This window comes from Serpentinicella sp. ANB-PHB4 (assembly GCF_031432315.1).
In the GTDB taxonomy this organism is placed as follows: Bacteria; Bacillota; Clostridia; order Peptostreptococcales; family Natronincolaceae; genus Serpentinicella.
Genome location: NZ_JAVKGO010000007.1, coordinates 104,488 through 123,142, shown reverse-complemented (window position 1 = coordinate 123,142; position 18,655 = coordinate 104,488). Strand labels below are relative to the sequence as shown.

Genomic DNA, 18,655 nt, shown 5'->3' with positions numbered 1-18,655 from the left:
TCAATTTTGAAGGGATATTTCATATATGTCTTTAAGTAAGTATTTCATTTAACTGAATTACTGCTGCTAATCCACCTCGTTTACCCAAATGCCCTCTATGAGAAAAAAGATATTCTTTATTACATCGAGTACAGATATCTGTTACAGTTATATTATTGGTCTTTACTCCTCTTCTTTCTAGTATAGTACGATTTAGTCCCCATAAGTCAATTTGATATTTATCATTTCGCTTATCTATCCACCATTTTTTGTCCTCTGGTCCTAGTTTTTTAAATTGCTCTATCACATCACCACTTACTTCATAGCAACATACCCCTATAGATGGACCAATGCCTACTAGTATGTCTTCAGGGTTACTACCATAATGATCTTTAAATCTATCAATCATTTTTTCACCAATTTTACCTACCGTGCCTTTCCACCCTGCATGGGCTACCCCTACCACTTTTTTCTCTGGGTCTAAAAAAAATAATGGTACACAATCAGCATAATGAGTTACTAGGGCAAGGTTTGGCTCATTGGTAATTAGTCCATCAATATGATCATAATCTCTCACTTTAGTGATTCCTTTTCCCATATCTTCTTTTGTAACTACCCGTACAGCATTTCCGTGGGTTTGTGATGAAAGCACTAAATTTTTATAATCAATTCCTAAAGCATTACAGAATCTTCTATAATTCTCTAGGACATTTTCTTTTTTATCTCCAACAGTGAAGCTTAAATTCATTGATGCATATATACCTTCACTAACCCCTCCTAATCGTGTACTAAAACCATGTTTTATAAAGGCGTATTGGTCAAAACTAGGAAATGTAAAATAAGTAACGTCACTATTTTTATGTATATTAAGTTTTTTACTTTTAATCAAATTTTGTTACCTCCTTAATATATAAATATATATACTATATCTACATACATTGTATACAATCTGATTTATTACTATTCTTCTTTTAGCATATCATTACTTTATCCAAATTTGAAATAATTGTAGAAAAGTAGGGAAGTAAATTTTATTCAGAAAAAATAAAATCCCCTCGTATGCCTTTATAATACGAGGAGATTTATGCTAATAAATATTTATTTTTTTCTTTTAATTGTCTCTAATACAGTATCTACTATATTTTCTTTGGTTAAACCATATTTTTTTAATAGGTCTGCTGGCTTTCCAGACTCCCCAAATGTATCCATTGTACCCACTCTTTTTAATGGTACTGGATATCCTTCACTAATTACTTCTGATACGGCAGAACCTAACCCACCAATTATATTATGCTCTTCAGCAGTTACAATAGCACCAGTTTCCTTTGCTGCTTTTATGATCATCTCTTGATCAATTGGTTTAATGGTATGTATATTAATAACCCTTGCTGAAACACCTTTCTCATTTAATATATCAGCAGCTTCCAGTGCTTCACTAACCATAATACCAGTTGCTATAATAGTAATGTCATTACCTTCCTTTAAGGTAACACCTTTACCAATCTCAAATTGATAATTACTTTCTTCATTTACGCTAGGTACCCCTGACCTTCCTAACCTTACATAAGCCGGTCCAGTCATTTCTGCTACAGCATGAATCGCTTGTTTTGCTTCTAAAGCATCTGCTGGTACAATAACTGTCATATTTGGTATAACTCTCATACAAGCTATGTCCTCTAAAGCCTGATGAGAAGCTCCGTCTTCTCCTACGGTTAGGCCTGCATGGGTAGCACATATTTTTACATTCAGATTTGGATATCCAACTGAGTTTCTTATAATTTCAAAAGCTCTTCCAGTCGCAAACATTGCAAAAGTACTGGCAAAAGGTATTTTACCTGCTGCGGCTAAACCAGCTGCCATTCCAACTAAATTTTGTTCTGCAATACCCACATTAAAAAATCTTTCTGGATAATTTTTAGCAAATCCTGCAGTTTTTGTAGACTTAGATAAATCTGCATCTAAAACAACTACGTCTTTATTCTGTGAACCAAGTTCTATTAACGCTTCTCCATAGGCTTCTCTTGTTGCAATCTTTTTTGACATTATTTTTCACCTCCAAGTTCTTTCAAAGCTTGTGCTTTATCATCTTCACTAGGTGCAGTTCCATGCCACTCTACTGCATTTTCCATAAATGATACGCCTTTACCCTTAATCGTTTTTGCTATAATTGCTGTTGGTTTGCCTTTTGTATTTTTTGCTTCATCAAATACACGAATAAGCGCATCTATAGAATGACCATCTACTTCTATAACATGCCATCCAAATGCTTTAAATTTATCATCGACTGGATTAACACCCATAACATCATCATTAAATCCATCAATTTGTAATCTATTATAATCTACAATTGCTGTTAAATTGTCTAATTTATAATGAGATGCTGACATGGCTGCTTCCCACACTAAACCTTCTTGTAGTTCACCATCACCTAGTAGTGCATATACTCTAGCATCCTTTTTATCAAGTTTGCCTGCTATAGCCATACCACATGCTGCTGAAAAACCTTGCCCTAAAGAACCAGTAGACATCTCTACCCCTGGTGTCCCTTTCATATCTGGGTGACCTTGGAGCATTGCGTTAATCTTTCTTAATTTAAATAGTTCTTCTTTTGGAAAGAAACCTTTTTCAACTAATGTAGCATACAGCACTGGAGCTGCATGACCCTTTGAAAGTACAAAACGGTCCCGGTTATCCAATTTAGGATTTTTAGGATCTAGATTCATTTCATGAAAAAACAGCACAGTTAAAATATCCGCTGCCGAAAGGGATCCTCCAGGATGTCCTGATCCTGATTCGTGTAGCATTTCTATAATGTTTTTTCTAATACTTGTAGCTCTTTCTTGTAATTCTGAAATCGTAATGTTATTCAATTTCATACCTCCTATTTTTTAATTTCTTTAAACCCTTCTCCCAATACTTCATGAATAGTTGTAACCATAATAAAAGCTTTCTCATCCATTTCATATACTACTCTTTTTAGCTTTGTTACTTCAGCACGATTAACAACACAAAGTAGCACATCACGCTTATTGCCGGTGTAAAGTCCTCGACCGTCTAATGATGTTACCCCTCTTCCCATTTCTTCTAAAATTTTTTTGCCTACAATTTGTGGATTATCACAAATAATATAAAAAGCCTTTGCATAATTAAAGTCCTGTACAACAAAATCTGCTAACTTCACTAGTATATATAGTGCAATTACCGAGTATAAGGAAGTTTCTACATTCCTATCTACAATACCTGCTAATGCAACTACCATAAGGTCTAAAAACATCATGAGTTGAGGAATGCTGAATGACGGAAAATATTTATTTAAAATAGCTCCTGATAAATCTGTCCCCCCTGTTGTTCCACCAAAACGAAAAACGAGCCCTAGTCCTGATCCAACAAATATGCCTCCATATATTGTAGCTAACAAAAGGTCTTCAGTAATCATTGCCCCTTCTCCAAATACTACAATAAAAAGGCGGATTAAACCGGATAAAACCACTGTAGCGTAAGCTGTTTTAAATCCAAATGCCTTTCCCAAAATAGAAATCCCTATTATAAACAAAGGAATATTTACTGCCAAATTGGTAATATCAATGGGAATTCCACTAAGTTTTTCTATTATAATGGCTAAACCAGTCACACCTCCAGGTGCAATCGTATGTGGTTTTAAAAAGAAGTTTAAGGAGAATGCAACTAGGGCACAGCCAAAAGTAATTCCAAGATATTCAATAAAAATATTATATTTTTTTCTCCTCATATAATGCATCCTCTCAGGTCAATTTTAATTGTCGTATATTGTCAATATTCCATTATATATATTATCATACTATTTATTACTTCTAAAGCCTTATCTTTAGACTTTGTTAAAATCCATAACAATATGTATATTCTGAATATAACTTACTTTTTAAACCCCATAAAATATTTAACAATCTTTTATTAACTTATAATCTATCTATACATTGTCATGCAGTCGATTCAAATCAATCATAAAATACAAAAAACTAAAAATAGACCTAAGTTTCACTCCTAAGCCTATTTTACAGGTCTATTAACCCAAAGCTGATTAATAATGCCTCATTTACTTTTTTCATTGTTTCATCATCTAAGTGTCCTATTTTCTCGTCCAGTCGTTTCTTATCAATTGTTCGAATTTGTTCTAGTAATATAACAGAATCCTTTACTAAACCGTATTCTGATGCAAGTATCTCTACATGTGTTGGTAGCTTAGCTTTGTTAATCTGAGAAGTGATCGCCGTAATAATTACAGTAGGACTATAGCGATTGCCTACATCGTTTTGTACGATTAAAACTGGTCTAACACCGCCTTGTTCAGAACCAATTACAGGACTTAAATCTGCATAAAAGATATCTCCTCTTTTAATAATCACCTTATTCACACTCCGCTATTTCAGCTTCATAACTTTCTAGAGAAGTAACATCTAAACTTAGTCCTGTTTCAGCTAGAGATAAATTGATAGCGGCCATTTCTTGATACCCTTTTTTCATCTTTTCTCTTAACTTCATTTTATTCTTCTCCCTAATATATAATTTCATAGCTTCTCTGATAAACTCACTCCTGTTTGTCTTTTCCATTGATACGATAAAGTCTACCTCTTTTAGTAAAGTATCTGGTAAACTTATAATTATGCGTTTAGAGTCAGCCATATTACACCTCCGGGATTATTTCATCAAAATTTCTTTTTCCCTCATCTTTTTATATCATTGTTTATGTTCATTAAAGCATTAGTAAATTGAAAAGGGAAAGATATATTTAATGTATTTTTTATTTTAAATTTTATTTACTCTATTACTATAATTTTGTCAATATAGTAGCTAAATTATACAAAAAATGAGAAGTTCACTCTTTTTTATTTTAGCAAATCATCCCTAATATGTACAACGTTATTATCTTCCAAGTAAACTCTCGGAATCCGTTTACTTAACATGCATAAAACTTCATAACTTATCGTCCCTAATTTTTCAGCAATATTTTCTACACTGTTTATGTCAGTTACACGACTACTATATATTGTTATTTCATCGTTTAAATTTATATTTGTATTCGTTATATCAACCATGCACTGATCCATACAAATAGCACCAACAACTGGTACTACTTGATCTTTGAATGTTACGCTTAATTTATTCGTTAATAAGCGTGATAGCCCATCAGCATATCCTATTGGTAGCGTGCCGATCTTCGTGCTGTTTTTTTCTGTTACATATTTATGTCCATAACTTACGCCCGTACCTTTTTCAACTTCTTTAATATGAGTTATTGAGGATTTAAGGGACATTATAGGCTTTAAATCAATTGTATCTGTTATTACTTCATTTGGGTTAAATCCATATAAGCCAATTCCTAGGCGCACCATATCCAATTGCGTTTGGGGTAAATCTATAAGTGCTGCACTGTTACTTGTATGTTTTATAGGTATATTGTATCCTTCTTTTTCTAAGGTATTGCAAAAACTTTGATAATCTTTAAACTGCTTAAGTGTAAAACTTTTATCTTGTTCATCCGCTAAAGCAAAATGTGTATATATACCTTCTATATTAATGTTTGATAATTTAAAAATACGTTTTATTATTTTTCTATCCTCTTCTGTTGTCTTAAAACCCAATCGGGACATTCCAGTATCAATTTTTATATGCACTGTCATTTGTTTATTTAATTCTTGCGCTGTTTTTGAAAAATTTTCGGCTTGGTCATAGCTATATATCGTTGGTATTATATTGTGCTGTACTAATAAATGACTTTTTTCTTTCGGCGTATGACCTAAAATCAAAATTTGTATATCTACTAAGCCAGCTTCTCTTAGTTCAATTGCTTCAGATAATGTTGCAACGGCAAAGTACTTGACCCCTTCTTTCATCAAAGTCTGTGTTATTTGAATAGCACCGTGTCCATATGCATCTGCCTTTATGACAGCACAAAATTTTGTCTTTTTACTTGTTATTTTCTTCTTTAACTCCTTAAAATTGTGTTTCAAACAATCTAAATGAATCTCCATCCAAGTGCCTCTCAAAATATCTTTCGTATACATATAGTCCCCCTATTCTGTCGTGTCTAAATAAAAAAGTTTATCTTCTAAAACAGTATTATATTTAAATTCCTCATATTTAACGGTATAAAGCAAGTTGTCTTCCTGATTAAATATATTTAACTTCGCTGGCAGATAACGCTCAAAATCTACCCATAATTCTTGTTTAGAAAAATAATAATTTCCACCAGGTATATCCGATGTAATTACTACATAGGACACACCGTCCATAGTTTCTTTCTGTATATCAACTTCTTTTGAAGACATATAGGTATTTAGAAAATATCCTATAAATAGAACTTCTTTTTGTTGTTTTTCCATTGAGTCTATTTTGTAAGTGTAGTTCATTGTTGGCGAGTGAATCCAAGCAGACTTTCCATTGGAAATCATAAGATTTCCTGCTGCAGCCTCAGGACTAACTACTTCTAAACGATATTTATTTGGCTTGCTGAAATACTGTTTGTATATATATTCTTGTGTTTGGTTTTCATTTTTAACACTAATGGATGCTGTACATTCATAGGTTTGAAGCTCCCCCAGCTTTTTTTGTACTTCATAAAAAACTTCTTCGTCTGTAGGAGGACCGCAGGCGACTAAAAATATTAGACATGCCAATAAGCTTAATAATCCTTTACAGATTTTCATTGTTCCCTCCTAACAATGCTCTACTCAAAAACTGCAACTGCTTGAGCGATCGCATTATCTTTACTATGAGAAATACTAACTAATATATGACTTATATTTTTACTATATGCAATTTTTTGTGCATTATTATACAATTTTATAAGGGGTTTACCTCTTTGGTCTTTCAATATTTCAATGTCCTTCCATTTAATATTACTAAATCCCTGACCTAATGCTTTAGCAACAGCTTCCTTAGCAGCAAAATAACCAGCAATCGTATTTGGTGCATTGTTTTTAGATACAAAATACTCAATTTCTGCAGAGGTAAAGACTCTTTTAATAAACCTTGAGTTCTTTTCTATTGCTTTTTTAATTCGTGATATCTCTATAATATCAATTCCTATATCTCTAATCATAAACTTCCCTACTTTTCTTCTTATAATATTACAACAAGCTATTATCAAGTTTCTCCATTTCTTCCGGTCCCATAAGTGTGTGTAAAAAACCATATAACGCATCAACTTTATTTTCAATTTCTTCTTTTTCTTCTCTTAGTAAGTTGACTTTATTTCTTAATTTTTCTATTTCACCATTTACTTGAGACAACCGACTTTGGTTTGTAGATAAATTACTGTAAGAAATTTTAATTGTTTCTTTTAATAGCTCTAAATTCACCTTTTCTATCTTCTCATCATAGTCGAGTAAATTTTCTGATATCAACGCTGTTTCATCGTTTAACAGTGTAATCTCATTTTTACATTTTTCAATCTCTGTTATGTACTTTTCCTCCCCTTTGGTATTCACTAAATCAGATAAATTAATGACCTTATTCATCAAGTTTCTCTTTTTGCTTCGATTATCTTTCAGTTTTTTTTGATAATGCTTTTTATCCTTAACTAGACGATTAAGTTCTTCATATAGTCCATCCATTGCACGATTTTTACAATTGGCGTAAATGTACTTCCATCTTTTATCTTGTATAAGTATTGGTACCTTATTTTTTTTCATCGCTGCTATATCAATATCTACATTTTTTTTGAATATCATTTTATTACCCTCTCCCATAATAAATCTAATTATTATATAATTCGATATTTTCTGATGTTATCCTTCTAATACAAAAGTCACAAATTTATTAAAGTAATAAATAAGATCATTAATTTATTCTGCTCTATTAAATTCCTAAATTATTTATATCTTTTGTAATCTTTTTTTACTAATTTGGAGAATATAAGTTTGAGGTGATTATTTTGATGAAAAAAAATTATATAAATAAAATACTTATAGTTATTATATCTATGTTGATTCTATCTCTAATTGGTTGCAATGGTAATTCTGAAAATAATCCTGAAAATGATAATAACAATAATCCTCCCGAGACACCAAAGGTTTTAGAAGAAATGGATGAAATTTTAAAACAACTCTGTTTTGACCTTGATGCTGTTCCTGGTTTAGAAGTAGCAATCGCGGAAAAAGAAGAAAGAAAAGCAGAAATATCCGAAGAATCAGATACAGACCTAGGTAGTGATGAAAAAGAAGAATCCGCAGAAGATGATGTTAATCATAGAAAGCACATATTACAAAATAGCATTTTGATCCATTCTTTATTCGAGGAAGAAATAGAGGGTCATGCTTCAGATATAGAAGTATTACCTGGAAGTATAGATGATATATGGTATGAAATAACTAAGAAGTTTAATGAGCTACATAAAAAGTGGAATATTTTAGAGAATGAATTACAAGAAATAAACCTTGCAGACACTGCGATTACAGATTTTGAATCCCTATTAGATGACGCAACCTTGTATATTCAAAATCGTGCCCAATTTGAAAGCCTAGAAGTTATTAATGATTTAACCTATGAGTTAGCTGGTTTTATGGATTTCTTCGATGATAAAGTTCCCAGTGATGTTTATAAAATGGCATCCCTAAATAGAAAGATACTTTTGTTATCCTATCTAGATGCGTACAATGAGGCAAGAAATCTTTTGGAAACTCAAAAAGAGCTGGTAAATAATTTTAGAAGTGAACTAGTACAACAAGATGAAGCGGTATTAAACATGCTTGAATTATCTATCAAAGATTTAGAACAGGAATTAGATAAAGAAGAATTTGAGTTAGTTCAAGTAAAAGCTGCAGTAGTTGTTAAAAACATTAAACTTGTTCAAGAGACCTTTGAGTCCCAAATCGCACAATAGTCTAAGGACCAATAATTTAATATTAAATGTACATTCCAGTATTGCATTTACGTCCAAAAAAAGAAGTGATTTTAGAATCACTTCTTTTTTCGTAGCATGGCTATTTCTTCTTTATATAAGTTTGTCTTTTTATCTAGCCAAGGTGTTTCTAATATGCATGGTTTTCCTTTAACTGCTTCGTGATGAACGATATTATGCAGCGCATCAAACCCGATTTGGTCTTTTCCTTTTGGATTATTCTCGTCAGCACCAATGTTTGCATGTCGGTCCTTTTTTGCTCCTCTTGGATTTAATGACCCATTAATATGGTACACCTCTATCCAATCCAGTCCGACAGTTTTATCAAAGGTTTCCAAAACACCATCAAAATCATTTACAATGTCATAGCCTGCATCATGTACGTGACATGTATCAAAGCAAACAGAAATTTTATCATTGTGCTTTATCCCATCTATTATTTTTGCTGTATGATTAAAATCATAGTTTATTTCAGTCCCCTTTCCAGCCATAAGCTCTAAAGTTATTTTTACTTTTTGGTCTTTATAAATGATCTCATTTAAACCCTTAATAATTTTTCTAATTCCTTCTTCTTCTCCTGACCCTACATGGGAACCAGGGTGAAGAATTATATGGTTAGAGCCAATAGCTTCTGTCCGCTCAATTTCAGTTTGAAGAAAATCAACGGCAAGTTTTAAGGTAGCAGGTTTAGCTGAAGCTAAATTAATAATATAAGGTGCATGAACAATAATGTCTGCTATTCCCTTCTCTTTCATAAAATCTTTACCTTCTTGAATAAATAAATCTTCTATTTTTTTTCTTCGGGTGTTTTGTGGTGCCCCAGTATAGATCATAAATGTATTTGCATCATAAGCATAAGCTTCTTGTGCTGCTGATAAAAGCCCTTTACCGGACATTGAAACATGTGATCCTAATTTCATATGCAAGTTCCTCTCTAACTGTTTTTTAACTACAATAGGACAATTAAATAAATTTATTTAATTGCCCTAATATCTTATACCCTTTTTATATAATTTATAATCTAAATCTAAAATCCAGATACAATAAGTAGTCCTAAAATAATGGTTAACAATATTGCGTATATTAATACATCACCAAAGATAATTCTTTTTTCATATTTTGTTACACAGTAATCCGAGAACTTATCGCAAAATGTTGTTATTGGCGTATAAATGTACCTTTCAGCACTTGCCCATTTTGGTAAATGTACATGGAACAAATGATACTTCCATCCAATAATAAACATTCCAAATCCAAAGGCATACACACCAATCATTGCAATAAGATCTTTTGCATTCCAAAAGTTCATTCCCATTATATAATTATCAATAAAGTTTAAATCATATTGAAAGGCAATCGCAGTTGGTGCCAATAAGTTTTCTAAAAAGAATGACGGGAATATACCGATTATTACAATAAATGTTGCTAAAATCCCCATAGCTATAGACATCCTATGAAAATCTCCCTTTACATCTTTGTGTTTTTCAGAAAGATCCCCTAAGAAAATAAAGCTAAAGAACTTGATAAAGGAACACACTGTCCCAGCACTTACTAATTTGAAAAATAGCTCAGCGTATTTAAAGGAAGAATGTCCGTATTCATATGCCTCTATTATCGCATGATGAAGAACTGATTTACTTGCAAAGCCATTAAACCCTGGCATACCTGTAATACCAAGTACAGCTATTAAACATAATATTGCGGTTATGGGCATCTTCCGCCACAGTCCACCTAGATTATACATATTAGACTCTTTCGTTCGCATGTAAACGACTCCGGCAACCATAAACAGAACGACTTTAAAGAAAGAATGATTTACCATATGGAATACACTTCCGACAAATCCCATAGCACCTTGATACCCAAGATAACCTGCTACACCGATCCCCATAATAATATAACCCATTTGACTTACACTGTGATATGCAAGCATTCGTTTCATATTTCCTTGTAAAAGTGCCATAAACACACCAACAAGCATGGTGGCAATCCCCACCCAAATAATAACTGCACCTACATTACTTCCAACTTGCCAAAGCATAATATCAACAAAATCTATATTCGTTACATCTACATAAAAAACCACTGAAAACACTTTAAGTATTCCAAAAGCACCAACCTTCATTAACATACCGGAAGAAATTGCAGCCATAGAAACCGGCGCTCCTTGATATATTCTTGGTACCCAAAAATGAAATGGTACCATACCTGCTTTAATTCCAAAGCCTGCTATTAGGAAAAATGCTATTAAATACTTTATTGCTCCCATTTCACTAAATTGTACAGCAAGGTTTGTCCATTGGAAAGTACCAGTATAAACGGAAAGCATTATTATTCCGCTCAGTATACTTAGACCACCGATAATCCCCATGTAAATGTATACATAACCGGCTTCTGCTTGTTCGTGGCCTCGGTGTGAAACCATTAGTGCATAGGAACTAAAAGTCATAATTTCGAAGAATAAGAAAAAGCTAATTAAATCTCCAGCCATCAGTGTCCCAATAGTCGCAATGTAAGTTAATGTATAGAAAAAGTAATTTATTTTTTCAAAATCGTATAACCCAATTGTCAACCAAAGAATTCCCGCTAAAATAATTAGCGTATAATTTAATAAATCTATTCTAAAAATCATACCCGTTTCAAATACTTTTCCTATTTCGTATACAATTGGCTCAGATCTGACTTCTCTAAAAGTAAGGGCAATAAATAAGGTCATTAAAAATATAAAACCTTTTACAACTGCTTTTCTAATTGTCACACTTTTTTCGCCAAATAAAGGTAAAATAAATACTTCTAGTACGATAAATCCTATGATTAATGCGGGTAGCCCGAACCGTATAACTATTTCAGATAAATTCATCATAAGCCTCCTTAAAATTCAGGTGCGTTCAAACATATCTATTTTTATTAAACAAATTTCATTAATAAAAAGATTATACCAGTCAATACACATGTGTATATAATTATATCACTTTTTATAATTGCAATTTCATAATGCTTTGTAATATTGTTTGAAAACATAATTACACCCCTAGCCATTGGTTTATAAAAAGCTGTTTCAATATTAAACCACCTTGGCAAGTGTAAGTGGAACAAATCAAATTTTGTTCCTAAAATAAATATACCAATACCTATTAGATAAATCCATAACATACCTAACACATCTTTTGCATTAAAAAAATCCATTGAAACCAAATATTCGTTAATAAAAGCTGGATCAAAGGTTAAACCCTCTGTTGCAGGGATTATAAACTGATTTAGTAAGTAATTAGGAGCCTGCCCAATGGCTATAATCATTAATGCCAGTCCTCCCATTGCTAAATCCATCATACCCTTTTCACCGTCGATGTTTTTATACTTTTCAGGACATGCACCACAAAATACATATTTAAATAATTTTATAAACGAGCATACTGTTCCTGCACTTACAAGTGTAAAAATAAATTCTGCATATTTAAAAGATGGGTGACCATACTCATATGCCTCTATAATTGCATGGTGTAATATAGATTTACTAGCAAAGCCATTAAATCCCGGCATGCCTGTAATCCCCAATATTGCAATTACACACACAAAGGCAGTAAAGGGCATCTTTTTCCACATTCCACCAAGCTTATACATATCAAGTTCTTTTGTCCTCAGATATACCAATCCAACGACCATAAATAATAAAGCTTTAAATAGTGCATGATTTACAATATGGTATATACTTCCAGAAAAGCCCATTGCTCCGTTATACCCTAAGTAAGATGCAACACCAATCCCCATAATTATATATCCCATTTGACTAATACTATGATAAGCTAACATTTTTTTCATATTACTTTGTTGTAGTGCCATGAAAACGCCTATCGCCATAGTTATAACACCAGTCCATATAATTATAGCTCCAAGCCTTTCAGAAACTACCCATAGTGAATCTCCAAAACTTACTATTTCATTAGCCGCCGGTACAAAAAAGCTTACTGCGACTCTTAACATGCCATAGGCCCCGACTTTAATTAGTATTCCAGAGAGAAGTGCACTAGCTGGTGTTGGTGCAACGGGATGGGCTTTGGGCAACCAAATATGCAAAGGTAACATGCCTGCCTTTACTCCAAAACCAAGTACAAATAAGCCTGTAATTAAATATTTACGCCATCCTAATTCTGCGAGCTGTGAAGCGAGGGGAACAAAATTTAGCGTGCCTGTATATGCGTATAAAAGCATAATTCCAAGTAAAAGACTTAACCCTCCTGCTATGCCCATATACAGATAATTATTACCTGCTAAAATTGACTCCTTCGATTGGTTATGTGCAACTAACATATATGAACTAAAGGTCATAATTTCAAAGAATAAAAACATCGTTAACATATCGCCTGCTAAGACGGTACCTAACACACCACCATAGGTAACAGACATCCAAAGATAAAAACGATTTCTATGCTCTTCAATTCCCATATAGTCATGGGCATATATTGTTACCATTAACCATAGTACTCCTGAAGTTGCGGCCATTATAAAACTTAACATATCTACCCTAAATGAAAGCCCGTGGCCAAATACACCGGGTATAAAATAATTCATTGTCCCTCTTGATACTTGTGGGTACATAGCTAATATTGCTATAAAAGTTATAAATGTCGTATCAACAACCGTTGAATCTCTTAAGTTTTCTGACTTTCTTCCTATCAGTGCTTCTAAGGGACCACCTATTAAAGGAAACATAATGATAAACAAGGGTAAAGGCTTTAACTTTAATATATATCCAATCGTTGTTTGAATGGAACCACTTCCAATAACGTTACCGTCAGATCCTGTCAAAGTTGATGCAACAAATAATAAAGTAGATACTGCTGCGACTAAAAAAATCAAAACACAATTTATCGAAAAATAATCAAAAGTCTTCTTTGTCCCCTCTTTTCTAGAGGGTTTTACTATATTCATTTTTATACTCCCTTTACTCCATTCTATAAAAATCTATCTATAAAAATGTTGGTATTGCTCTTGAAACTACATCCATCACTATTTGTGGGAAAAACCCTGTTATAATACAAAATGAGGCTATTAAGACCATTGGTATAGACATAGTTTTAGGTATGTCTTCTAGTACCATTATATTACGTTCTTCACCTTCTGTTAAAAATGCAGATATGATAATCGGTAAGTAATATATGGCATTTAAAAAACTACTTAATAGAATAACAATTAGATAAATCGGTTGGCCTTTTTCTAGAACTGCAAAGCCTAAATACCACTTACTCATAAATCCATTAAGTCCTGGTATCCCAATCATTCCTAGTGCCCCAACCGTGAATAAAATCATCGTTAAAGGCATTTGATAACCGATTCCCTTAAAGGTACGTATATCTCTTTTCCCTGTTTTATAAATAATTGCTCCTGCACTTAAGAATAATAATGATTTCATAAATCCATGACTTACTACATGGAAAAGTCCAGCAGATAAACCTAGTTCCGTTGCTAGCCCTACGCCTAAAAAAATATAGCCGATTTGGGCTACACTAGAATAAGCAAGAAGCCGCTTGATATCCCTTTGTCCAATTGCAAAAACAGAACCCATAATCATACCTACAACTGCAAAATAAGTGATAAAGCTTGGTATATTAATCGTATCTATAATCTCTAACCCAATCACCCTAAATAACAGTTTCATAGCTGTAAAAATGTATACTTTTACAACTAGGCCTGATAACAATGCACTAGATGGTGTTGGTGCCGTTGAATGGGCATCTGGGAGCCACACATGTAGTGGAAAAACAGCCGCTTTTATCCCTAAACCTGTTAACATCAGACCTAAAGCTAACAATAAATTTGTCGGATAAAGTTCCCATACCTGGTTAATTCTAATATATATCTCGCTCATATTTAAATAACCAGTAACCATATAAAGTAATGCAACACCAAACAAGAAGGATAGTGATCCTAAAGTATTCAGTATTAGGTACCTAAAGGATGCCATATAATTTTCTTTTTTACGTTTAATCGAAATAATTGCACAAGATGTAATCGCAAGTATTTCCATGAATACATAAGTATTAAATAAATCATTCGTAACGGTTATTCCTACCATGCCTAATATAAGTAATAATACTAAACTATAGTAAACAGAAATTTGTTTAAAATATATTTCATGCTCGATGTCTTTAAGCGAATAAATAATAACAAGTATAGATAAAGAAAGGATAAATAAAGACATAGATGTTGAGAATATATCAATATTAAACTGAATTCCAATTTTAGGACCCCAGTTTCCGATATTATATAAGTACGGTCCTTCTCTTAGTACATTTATAAAAGTACTAAGCATCATCCCCCAAGAAAGTACTAATGTACCTAAGATAACTGTTTTAGCTTTCATATTAAATTTTTCTGTTGTTAATGGTATAATGACAGATCCCATTAATAACAGCAGTAACACATATAAAGGAAATTGCATACTATTCAACGGCCTTTTCACTCCTTAACTCCATAATCTCATCTACTTCTATTGTTCCGTAGGCTTCATATATTTTAACAATTAAACTAAGTGAGTACGCTGTAATACTAACTGCAACAACAATTCCCGTTAGAATCATTGCAGTTGGCAAAGGATTTACATAAAGCTCTGAAGTTTGTTCTTTTGTTAGTCCCAATATAGGTGCATTACCCCCTGCGACATAACCAACTGAAACCATTAGTAAAAAGACAGCTGTCTCCATAATGTTAATTCCGATTACTTTTTTAATTAAATTCGGATGAGTTAATACAGTGTATAGGCCTATTACAAATAATATTGCAGCACCAATATAATTAATTCTGTCTATTATTGCTTGTACGATCTCCACAGTATTTATCCTCCTTAATAAAGATGTGAAAAAGGCTCATTAAAGTTACTGCAACCATAGCCCCTACCCCAATAGTTGATAAAGAGAGCAGTCCAGGTTCAAGGCGTTCTCCAACTTCAATTACATAAGCCCCGGCCTCTCTAACTTTTTGTACATCGTATCCCATAAATATCACGATAAATGCCATTAGTACAAAACATAATAATCCCTCTATATTTCTACCGAATATTCTGGTAGGGATTTTGCGTTTTGCCTTTTCTAACCCAAATACTAAGGTATATAACACAATTGCCGATCCAATGATTGCTCCTCCAGCAAAACTTCCCCCTGGTGAAACACTTCCATGTATAACTACATAAACTCCGTAAAGATAGATAAAAGGAATAACCATTCGCGCAATGGTTTTCACTATTAAATCATCCACTAACTACACCTTCTTTTCTGTTAATGTTTTATTCCCTCTTAATACTGAAATAACTGCAATAATAGAAGTAAATAACACAGCTGCCTCTAATAATGTATCTACTCCTCTATAATATTTTAAAACTGCTGTAACTGTATTAGGACTCTTTGTATCCTCTATAGCGTTCTGTGTATAATATACAGCTACCTCATTATAACTTGGATTATCAACATGCCCTATTTCTGGCATTTCCAACATGCCCATTACCATTATAATTAAAAGTCCTACTAAGACAAAAGCCATGAATATTTTATTCACCTTTCAAGCCTCCTAGTTCTACTTATAGTAGCGATTAAAAGTATTGTTGTCGCCCCTGCTCCAATAGCGGCCTCCGTTAATGCAATATCAGGAGCCTTTAATATTAGCCATAATATCGCCATCGTTAAACTATATGCTCCAAAAATAATGACCGCGCCTAATAAATCCCTTGTTTTTTCAACTGCTATTGCGCAAATAATTAAGAAAACAATTAGGACAACATTAAGTATTACCATGCACTACACCTCTTTCTATAAATCCTATAATTCTTTTTGTTTATTCCACTCCGCTTTAGCAATAATATGAGCAGCTGTTGGATTTGTTATCCATACAAATGCAATCACTATAATGATCTTTAATGAAATCAAGCTAATGCCATGATATATTGCTAATGCCAATAAAATTAACCCTGCGCCTAGTGTATCACTTTTTGTAGTTGCATGCATTCGACAAAAAACATCAGGCATTCTTATCAGCCCAACTGTTCCAACTAAAAAAAAGAAAGCTCCTACTATTAACAGCAATACCATTATCACATCTAATACTAACTCCATATCTTCACTCCTTAAAACAATTTACCCTTCTCAATATATTTCGCAACACACACGGTCATAATGAATCCAATCATGGCATATACAAGTGACACATCTACAAAAGTATCTTCTCCAGTTATAATTGCAAGTAGTGCGATCAACGTTGTAATTTTTGTTGATATAACATTTATCGAAACAACTCTATCTGCAGAAGTTGGACCAACATATGCACGATACAGACAGACTATTGTTAATAATGCTAAGAAAATCGTTATGCCTATCAACACCATATTCATTTTTCAAACCTCCTTCTTTAACTTTAGTCTCTTATATCATCCATTTTAGTACAGTAATGCTCTATTATTGAGTCTGTCATTCCATCTGCTGCATCTTTTGTCAAAGCATGTATCAAAAATCCATCTTCCTCAACATCCACCGTTAATGTACCTGGTGTTAATGTTACAGCATTTCCATAAATCACTTTAACAATATCATTATTAATTTTTAGTGGTACTTTTATAAAGCATTGACTTAAAGGTAGCTTGGGATTCAACACAATTAAAGCAACTTCAATATTCGCTTTAACTATTTCGACCAAAAGTCTTAAAACAAATTTTACGTATATTACTAAGTTCTTTAAACTATATTTAGGAATTTCTTTATTTGTAAAAGCAATATCCCTAGCATAAAAAACAATAAGTATTGAGGCAATACTACCAATTAAAATTGATTGAATATTTAATAGTGGAGATAGTATTAACCAAAATATAATTAAAAATAAAAAAACAGTTACATTGTACTTACTTTTCATAATAACACCTCAATTTACAATTTTTATCCAAAAAAAATACAATTTTCGAAAAAATTATGGATGAATGCCTATATTATTATAACAGAACACTCATCCAATACCTAGAATTGTTATTTATTTGTCAATGATTTAAGATCATTCTTGTGCATAGGCCTTAATAATATCTCTACGACTAACGATACCTGTAAGTCTTCCGTCTTTTGTAACCGGAATACGATTAACTCGTTTTGTCGTCATCAATGTAGCTACATCTTCTATAGTTGCATCTTCTTCCACTGTAAAAACTTCCGTTGTCATTATATCCTTTATTTTGTAAGCCGCCATTTTTTTTATATCTTTTTCAAGATTTTTCGTACTTTCTAGAAAAATGTAACTATCTAATATCGTAAAATATGTAGGAATTTGTAGTTTTTTACTTTTAAAGATTAAATCTCCTTCTGTTACGATTCCAATTACAACTTCCTCTTTATCTATAACTGGAACACCGCTTATATTATGTTCTAACAACAGTTTAATCACAGTTTCAACTGTCTCATCTTGAGTAACACTTATAACCTCTGTATTCATTATTTCTTTCGCTAGCATAAACATCACCCTTTCATATTTAATTACTATTTTTAAAATTTTGATTGTTATTTAAAATTTTAAAATAGTATCTTATTAAAATTTTATACCCAAATTACTCTAACTTAATAAGTTATTCGTATCTAATTATATCTTCATTTACACTTTGAATGTGTTCTTCAGCTTCTAACACATTTTGTTTTGTTGCTTCTAAGTAACTTAACGTTAACATAATAATAACAAGTAAGCTGATATACAGTAAACATCTATACTTCGAATCGATTTTTCTCATATATATCCTCCGAAAATATACGTTCCTTTCTTTTATAAAAAGTATTTTTA

At 32.4% G+C, this 18,655-nt stretch carries 24 protein-coding genes; 1 reads left to right on the top strand and 23 read right to left on the bottom strand.

Going from position 1 to position 18,655, the window contains the following annotated elements; translation table 11 throughout:
- Positions 1–31: 31 nt before the first annotated feature.
- The 10 genes from pgeF to RH915_RS07580 form a co-directional block, all read right to left on the bottom strand.
- On the bottom strand, positions 32–868 hold the full coding sequence (gene pgeF / locus RH915_RS07625) for a peptidoglycan editing factor PgeF (protein ID WP_310479052.1): 837 nt from the start codon (positions 866–868) through the stop codon (positions 32–34).
- A gap of 209 nt (positions 869–1,077) precedes the next feature.
- The gene (locus RH915_RS07620; protein ID WP_310479051.1) at positions 1,078–2,022 is read right to left on the bottom strand and encodes a transketolase family protein; all 945 of its coding nucleotides are present in this window, start codon (positions 2,020–2,022) and stop codon (positions 1,078–1,080) included.
- A complete protein-coding gene (locus tag RH915_RS07615; protein WP_331618354.1) occupies positions 2,022–2,849 on the bottom strand; it encodes a transketolase in 828 nt (275 codons plus the stop codon). The genes RH915_RS07620 and RH915_RS07615 overlap by 1 nt, the downstream gene beginning before the upstream one ends.
- An 11-nt stretch (positions 2,850–2,860) precedes the next feature.
- Positions 2,861–3,727, bottom strand: coding sequence for a YitT family protein (locus tag RH915_RS07610; protein WP_310479048.1), 867 nt, complete (start codon positions 3,725–3,727; stop codon positions 2,861–2,863).
- Between the two features lie 283 nt (positions 3,728–4,010).
- Entirely contained in the window at positions 4,011–4,361 is a 351-nt protein-coding gene (locus tag RH915_RS07605) for a type II toxin-antitoxin system PemK/MazF family toxin (protein WP_310479046.1), read from the bottom strand.
- Position 4,362: 1 nt separating this feature from the next.
- The gene (locus tag RH915_RS07600) at positions 4,363–4,638 is read right to left on the bottom strand and encodes a CopG family ribbon-helix-helix protein (RefSeq protein ID WP_310479044.1); all 276 of its coding nucleotides are present in this window, start codon (positions 4,636–4,638) and stop codon (positions 4,363–4,365) included.
- Between the two features lie 203 nt (positions 4,639–4,841).
- A complete protein-coding gene (gene alr, locus RH915_RS07595) occupies positions 4,842–6,020 on the bottom strand; it encodes an alanine racemase (RefSeq protein WP_310479042.1) in 1,179 nt (392 codons plus the stop codon).
- 9 nt (positions 6,021–6,029) lie between these two features.
- A complete protein-coding gene (locus RH915_RS07590) occupies positions 6,030–6,662 on the bottom strand; it encodes a LolA family protein (RefSeq protein WP_310479040.1) in 633 nt (210 codons plus the stop codon).
- A 20-nt stretch (positions 6,663–6,682) separates the two neighbouring features.
- Positions 6,683–7,057: a holo-ACP synthase gene (acpS, locus tag RH915_RS07585; protein WP_310479038.1), complete on the bottom strand. Its 375-nt coding sequence runs from the start codon at positions 7,055–7,057 to the stop codon at positions 6,683–6,685.
- A 28-nt stretch (positions 7,058–7,085) separates the two neighbouring features.
- The gene (locus tag RH915_RS07580; protein WP_310479037.1) at positions 7,086–7,688 is read right to left on the bottom strand and encodes a hypothetical protein; all 603 of its coding nucleotides are present in this window, start codon (positions 7,686–7,688) and stop codon (positions 7,086–7,088) included.
- A 206-nt stretch (positions 7,689–7,894) separates the two neighbouring features.
- Between RH915_RS07580 and RH915_RS07575 the strand changes: the two genes are divergently transcribed.
- Complete coding sequence (locus RH915_RS07575) at positions 7,895–8,839, top strand: hypothetical protein (protein ID WP_310479036.1); 945 nt, start codon at positions 7,895–7,897, stop codon at positions 8,837–8,839.
- Positions 8,840–8,916: 77 nt separating this feature from the next.
- Here RH915_RS07575 and RH915_RS07570 read toward each other — a convergent pair whose 3' ends face one another.
- From RH915_RS07570 to RH915_RS07510, 13 genes are all read right to left on the bottom strand, one after another.
- Entirely contained in the window at positions 8,917–9,777 is an 861-nt protein-coding gene (locus tag RH915_RS07570; RefSeq protein ID WP_310479034.1) for a deoxyribonuclease IV, read from the bottom strand.
- A 107-nt stretch (positions 9,778–9,884) separates the two neighbouring features.
- Entirely contained in the window at positions 9,885–11,717 is a 1,833-nt protein-coding gene (locus RH915_RS07565; RefSeq protein WP_310479033.1) for a complex I subunit 5 family protein, read from the bottom strand.
- Positions 11,718–11,764: 47 nt separating this feature from the next.
- Complete coding sequence (locus RH915_RS07560) at positions 11,765–13,786, bottom strand: complex I subunit 5 family protein (protein WP_310479032.1); 2,022 nt, start codon at positions 13,784–13,786, stop codon at positions 11,765–11,767.
- 37 nt (positions 13,787–13,823) lie between these two features.
- Positions 13,824–15,296, bottom strand: a complete 1,473-nt coding sequence (locus tag RH915_RS07555) for a complex I subunit 5 family protein (protein ID WP_310479080.1) — start codon at positions 15,294–15,296, stop codon at positions 13,824–13,826.
- 1 nt (position 15,297) lies between these two features.
- Positions 15,298–15,684: a cation:proton antiporter subunit C gene (locus RH915_RS07550; RefSeq protein ID WP_310479031.1), complete on the bottom strand. Its 387-nt coding sequence runs from the start codon at positions 15,682–15,684 to the stop codon at positions 15,298–15,300.
- On the bottom strand, positions 15,650–16,108 hold the full coding sequence (locus RH915_RS07545) for an MnhB domain-containing protein (RefSeq protein WP_310479030.1): 459 nt from the start codon (positions 16,106–16,108) through the stop codon (positions 15,650–15,652). The genes RH915_RS07550 and RH915_RS07545 overlap by 35 nt, the downstream gene beginning before the upstream one ends.
- A gap of 3 nt (positions 16,109–16,111) precedes the next feature.
- A complete protein-coding gene (gene mbhE, locus RH915_RS07540; protein ID WP_310479029.1) occupies positions 16,112–16,405 on the bottom strand; it encodes a hydrogen gas-evolving membrane-bound hydrogenase subunit E in 294 nt (97 codons plus the stop codon).
- On the bottom strand, positions 16,402–16,641 hold the full coding sequence (locus RH915_RS07535; protein ID WP_310479028.1) for a hydrogenase subunit MbhD domain-containing protein: 240 nt from the start codon (positions 16,639–16,641) through the stop codon (positions 16,402–16,404). The genes mbhE and RH915_RS07535 overlap by 4 nt, the downstream gene beginning before the upstream one ends.
- Positions 16,642–16,665: 24 nt before the next feature.
- Positions 16,666–16,959 (bottom strand): monovalent cation/H(+) antiporter subunit G, encoded by a 294-nt coding sequence (mnhG, locus tag RH915_RS07530; RefSeq protein WP_310479026.1) that lies wholly within the window; start codon positions 16,957–16,959, stop codon positions 16,666–16,668.
- 11 nt (positions 16,960–16,970) lie between these two features.
- Entirely contained in the window at positions 16,971–17,234 is a 264-nt protein-coding gene (locus RH915_RS07525) for a monovalent cation/H+ antiporter complex subunit F (protein ID WP_310479024.1), read from the bottom strand.
- Between the two features lie 23 nt (positions 17,235–17,257).
- Entirely contained in the window at positions 17,258–17,749 is a 492-nt protein-coding gene (locus tag RH915_RS07520; RefSeq protein ID WP_310479023.1) for a Na+/H+ antiporter subunit E, read from the bottom strand.
- A gap of 135 nt (positions 17,750–17,884) precedes the next feature.
- The gene (locus tag RH915_RS07515) at positions 17,885–18,334 is read right to left on the bottom strand and encodes a CBS domain-containing protein (RefSeq protein WP_310479020.1); all 450 of its coding nucleotides are present in this window, start codon (positions 18,332–18,334) and stop codon (positions 17,885–17,887) included.
- Positions 18,335–18,446: 112 nt separating this feature from the next.
- Positions 18,447–18,605, bottom strand: a complete 159-nt coding sequence (locus RH915_RS07510; protein ID WP_310479018.1) for a hypothetical protein — start codon at positions 18,603–18,605, stop codon at positions 18,447–18,449.
- Positions 18,606–18,655: the final 50 nt, after the last annotated feature.

What these genes read in the sequence shown, in the direction of transcription:
- RH915_RS07590 (WP_310479040.1), bottom strand. Translation starts at nt 6,662, where the DNA reads ATGAAAATCTGTAAAGGATTATTAAGCTTATTGGCATGTCTAATATTT.
- RH915_RS07575 (WP_310479036.1), top strand. Translation starts at nt 7,895, where the DNA reads ATGAAAAAAAATTATATAAATAAAATACTTATAGTTATTATATCTATG.
- mnhG (WP_310479026.1), bottom strand. Translation starts at nt 16,959, where the DNA reads ATGGAGTTAGTATTAGATGTGATAATGGTATTGCTGTTAATAGTAGGA.
- RH915_RS07610 (WP_310479048.1), bottom strand. Translation starts at nt 3,727, where the DNA reads ATGAGGAGAAAAAAATATAATATTTTTATTGAATATCTTGGAATTACT.
- RH915_RS07570 (WP_310479034.1), bottom strand. Translation starts at nt 9,777, where the DNA reads ATGAAATTAGGATCACATGTTTCAATGTCCGGTAAAGGGCTTTTATCA.
- RH915_RS07535 (WP_310479028.1), bottom strand. Translation starts at nt 16,641, where the DNA reads ATGGTAATACTTAATGTTGTCCTAATTGTTTTCTTAATTATTTGCGCA.
- RH915_RS07525 (WP_310479024.1), bottom strand. Translation starts at nt 17,234, where the DNA reads ATGAATATGGTGTTGATAGGCATAACGATTTTCTTAGCATTATTAACA.
- RH915_RS07565 (WP_310479033.1), bottom strand. Translation starts at nt 11,717, where the DNA reads ATGAATTTATCTGAAATAGTTATACGGTTCGGGCTACCCGCATTAATC.
- acpS (WP_310479038.1), bottom strand. Translation starts at nt 7,057, where the DNA reads ATGATTAGAGATATAGGAATTGATATTATAGAGATATCACGAATTAAA.
- RH915_RS07580 (WP_310479037.1), bottom strand. Translation starts at nt 7,688, where the DNA reads ATGATATTCAAAAAAAATGTAGATATTGATATAGCAGCGATGAAAAAA.
- RH915_RS07515 (WP_310479020.1), bottom strand. Translation starts at nt 18,334, where the DNA reads ATGCTAGCGAAAGAAATAATGAATACAGAGGTTATAAGTGTTACTCAA.
- alr (WP_310479042.1), bottom strand. Translation starts at nt 6,020, where the DNA reads ATGTATACGAAAGATATTTTGAGAGGCACTTGGATGGAGATTCATTTA.
- RH915_RS07520 (WP_310479023.1), bottom strand. Translation starts at nt 17,749, where the DNA reads ATGAAAAGTAAGTACAATGTAACTGTTTTTTTATTTTTAATTATATTT.
- RH915_RS07510 (WP_310479018.1), bottom strand. Translation starts at nt 18,605, where the DNA reads ATGAGAAAAATCGATTCGAAGTATAGATGTTTACTGTATATCAGCTTA.
- RH915_RS07560 (WP_310479032.1), bottom strand. Translation starts at nt 13,786, where the DNA reads ATGAATATAGTAAAACCCTCTAGAAAAGAGGGGACAAAGAAGACTTTT.
- RH915_RS07555 (WP_310479080.1), bottom strand. Translation starts at nt 15,296, where the DNA reads ATGCAATTTCCTTTATATGTGTTACTGCTGTTATTAATGGGATCTGTC.
- RH915_RS07620 (WP_310479051.1), bottom strand. Translation starts at nt 2,022, where the DNA reads ATGTCAAAAAAGATTGCAACAAGAGAAGCCTATGGAGAAGCGTTAATA.
- RH915_RS07600 (WP_310479044.1), bottom strand. Translation starts at nt 4,638, where the DNA reads ATGGCTGACTCTAAACGCATAATTATAAGTTTACCAGATACTTTACTA.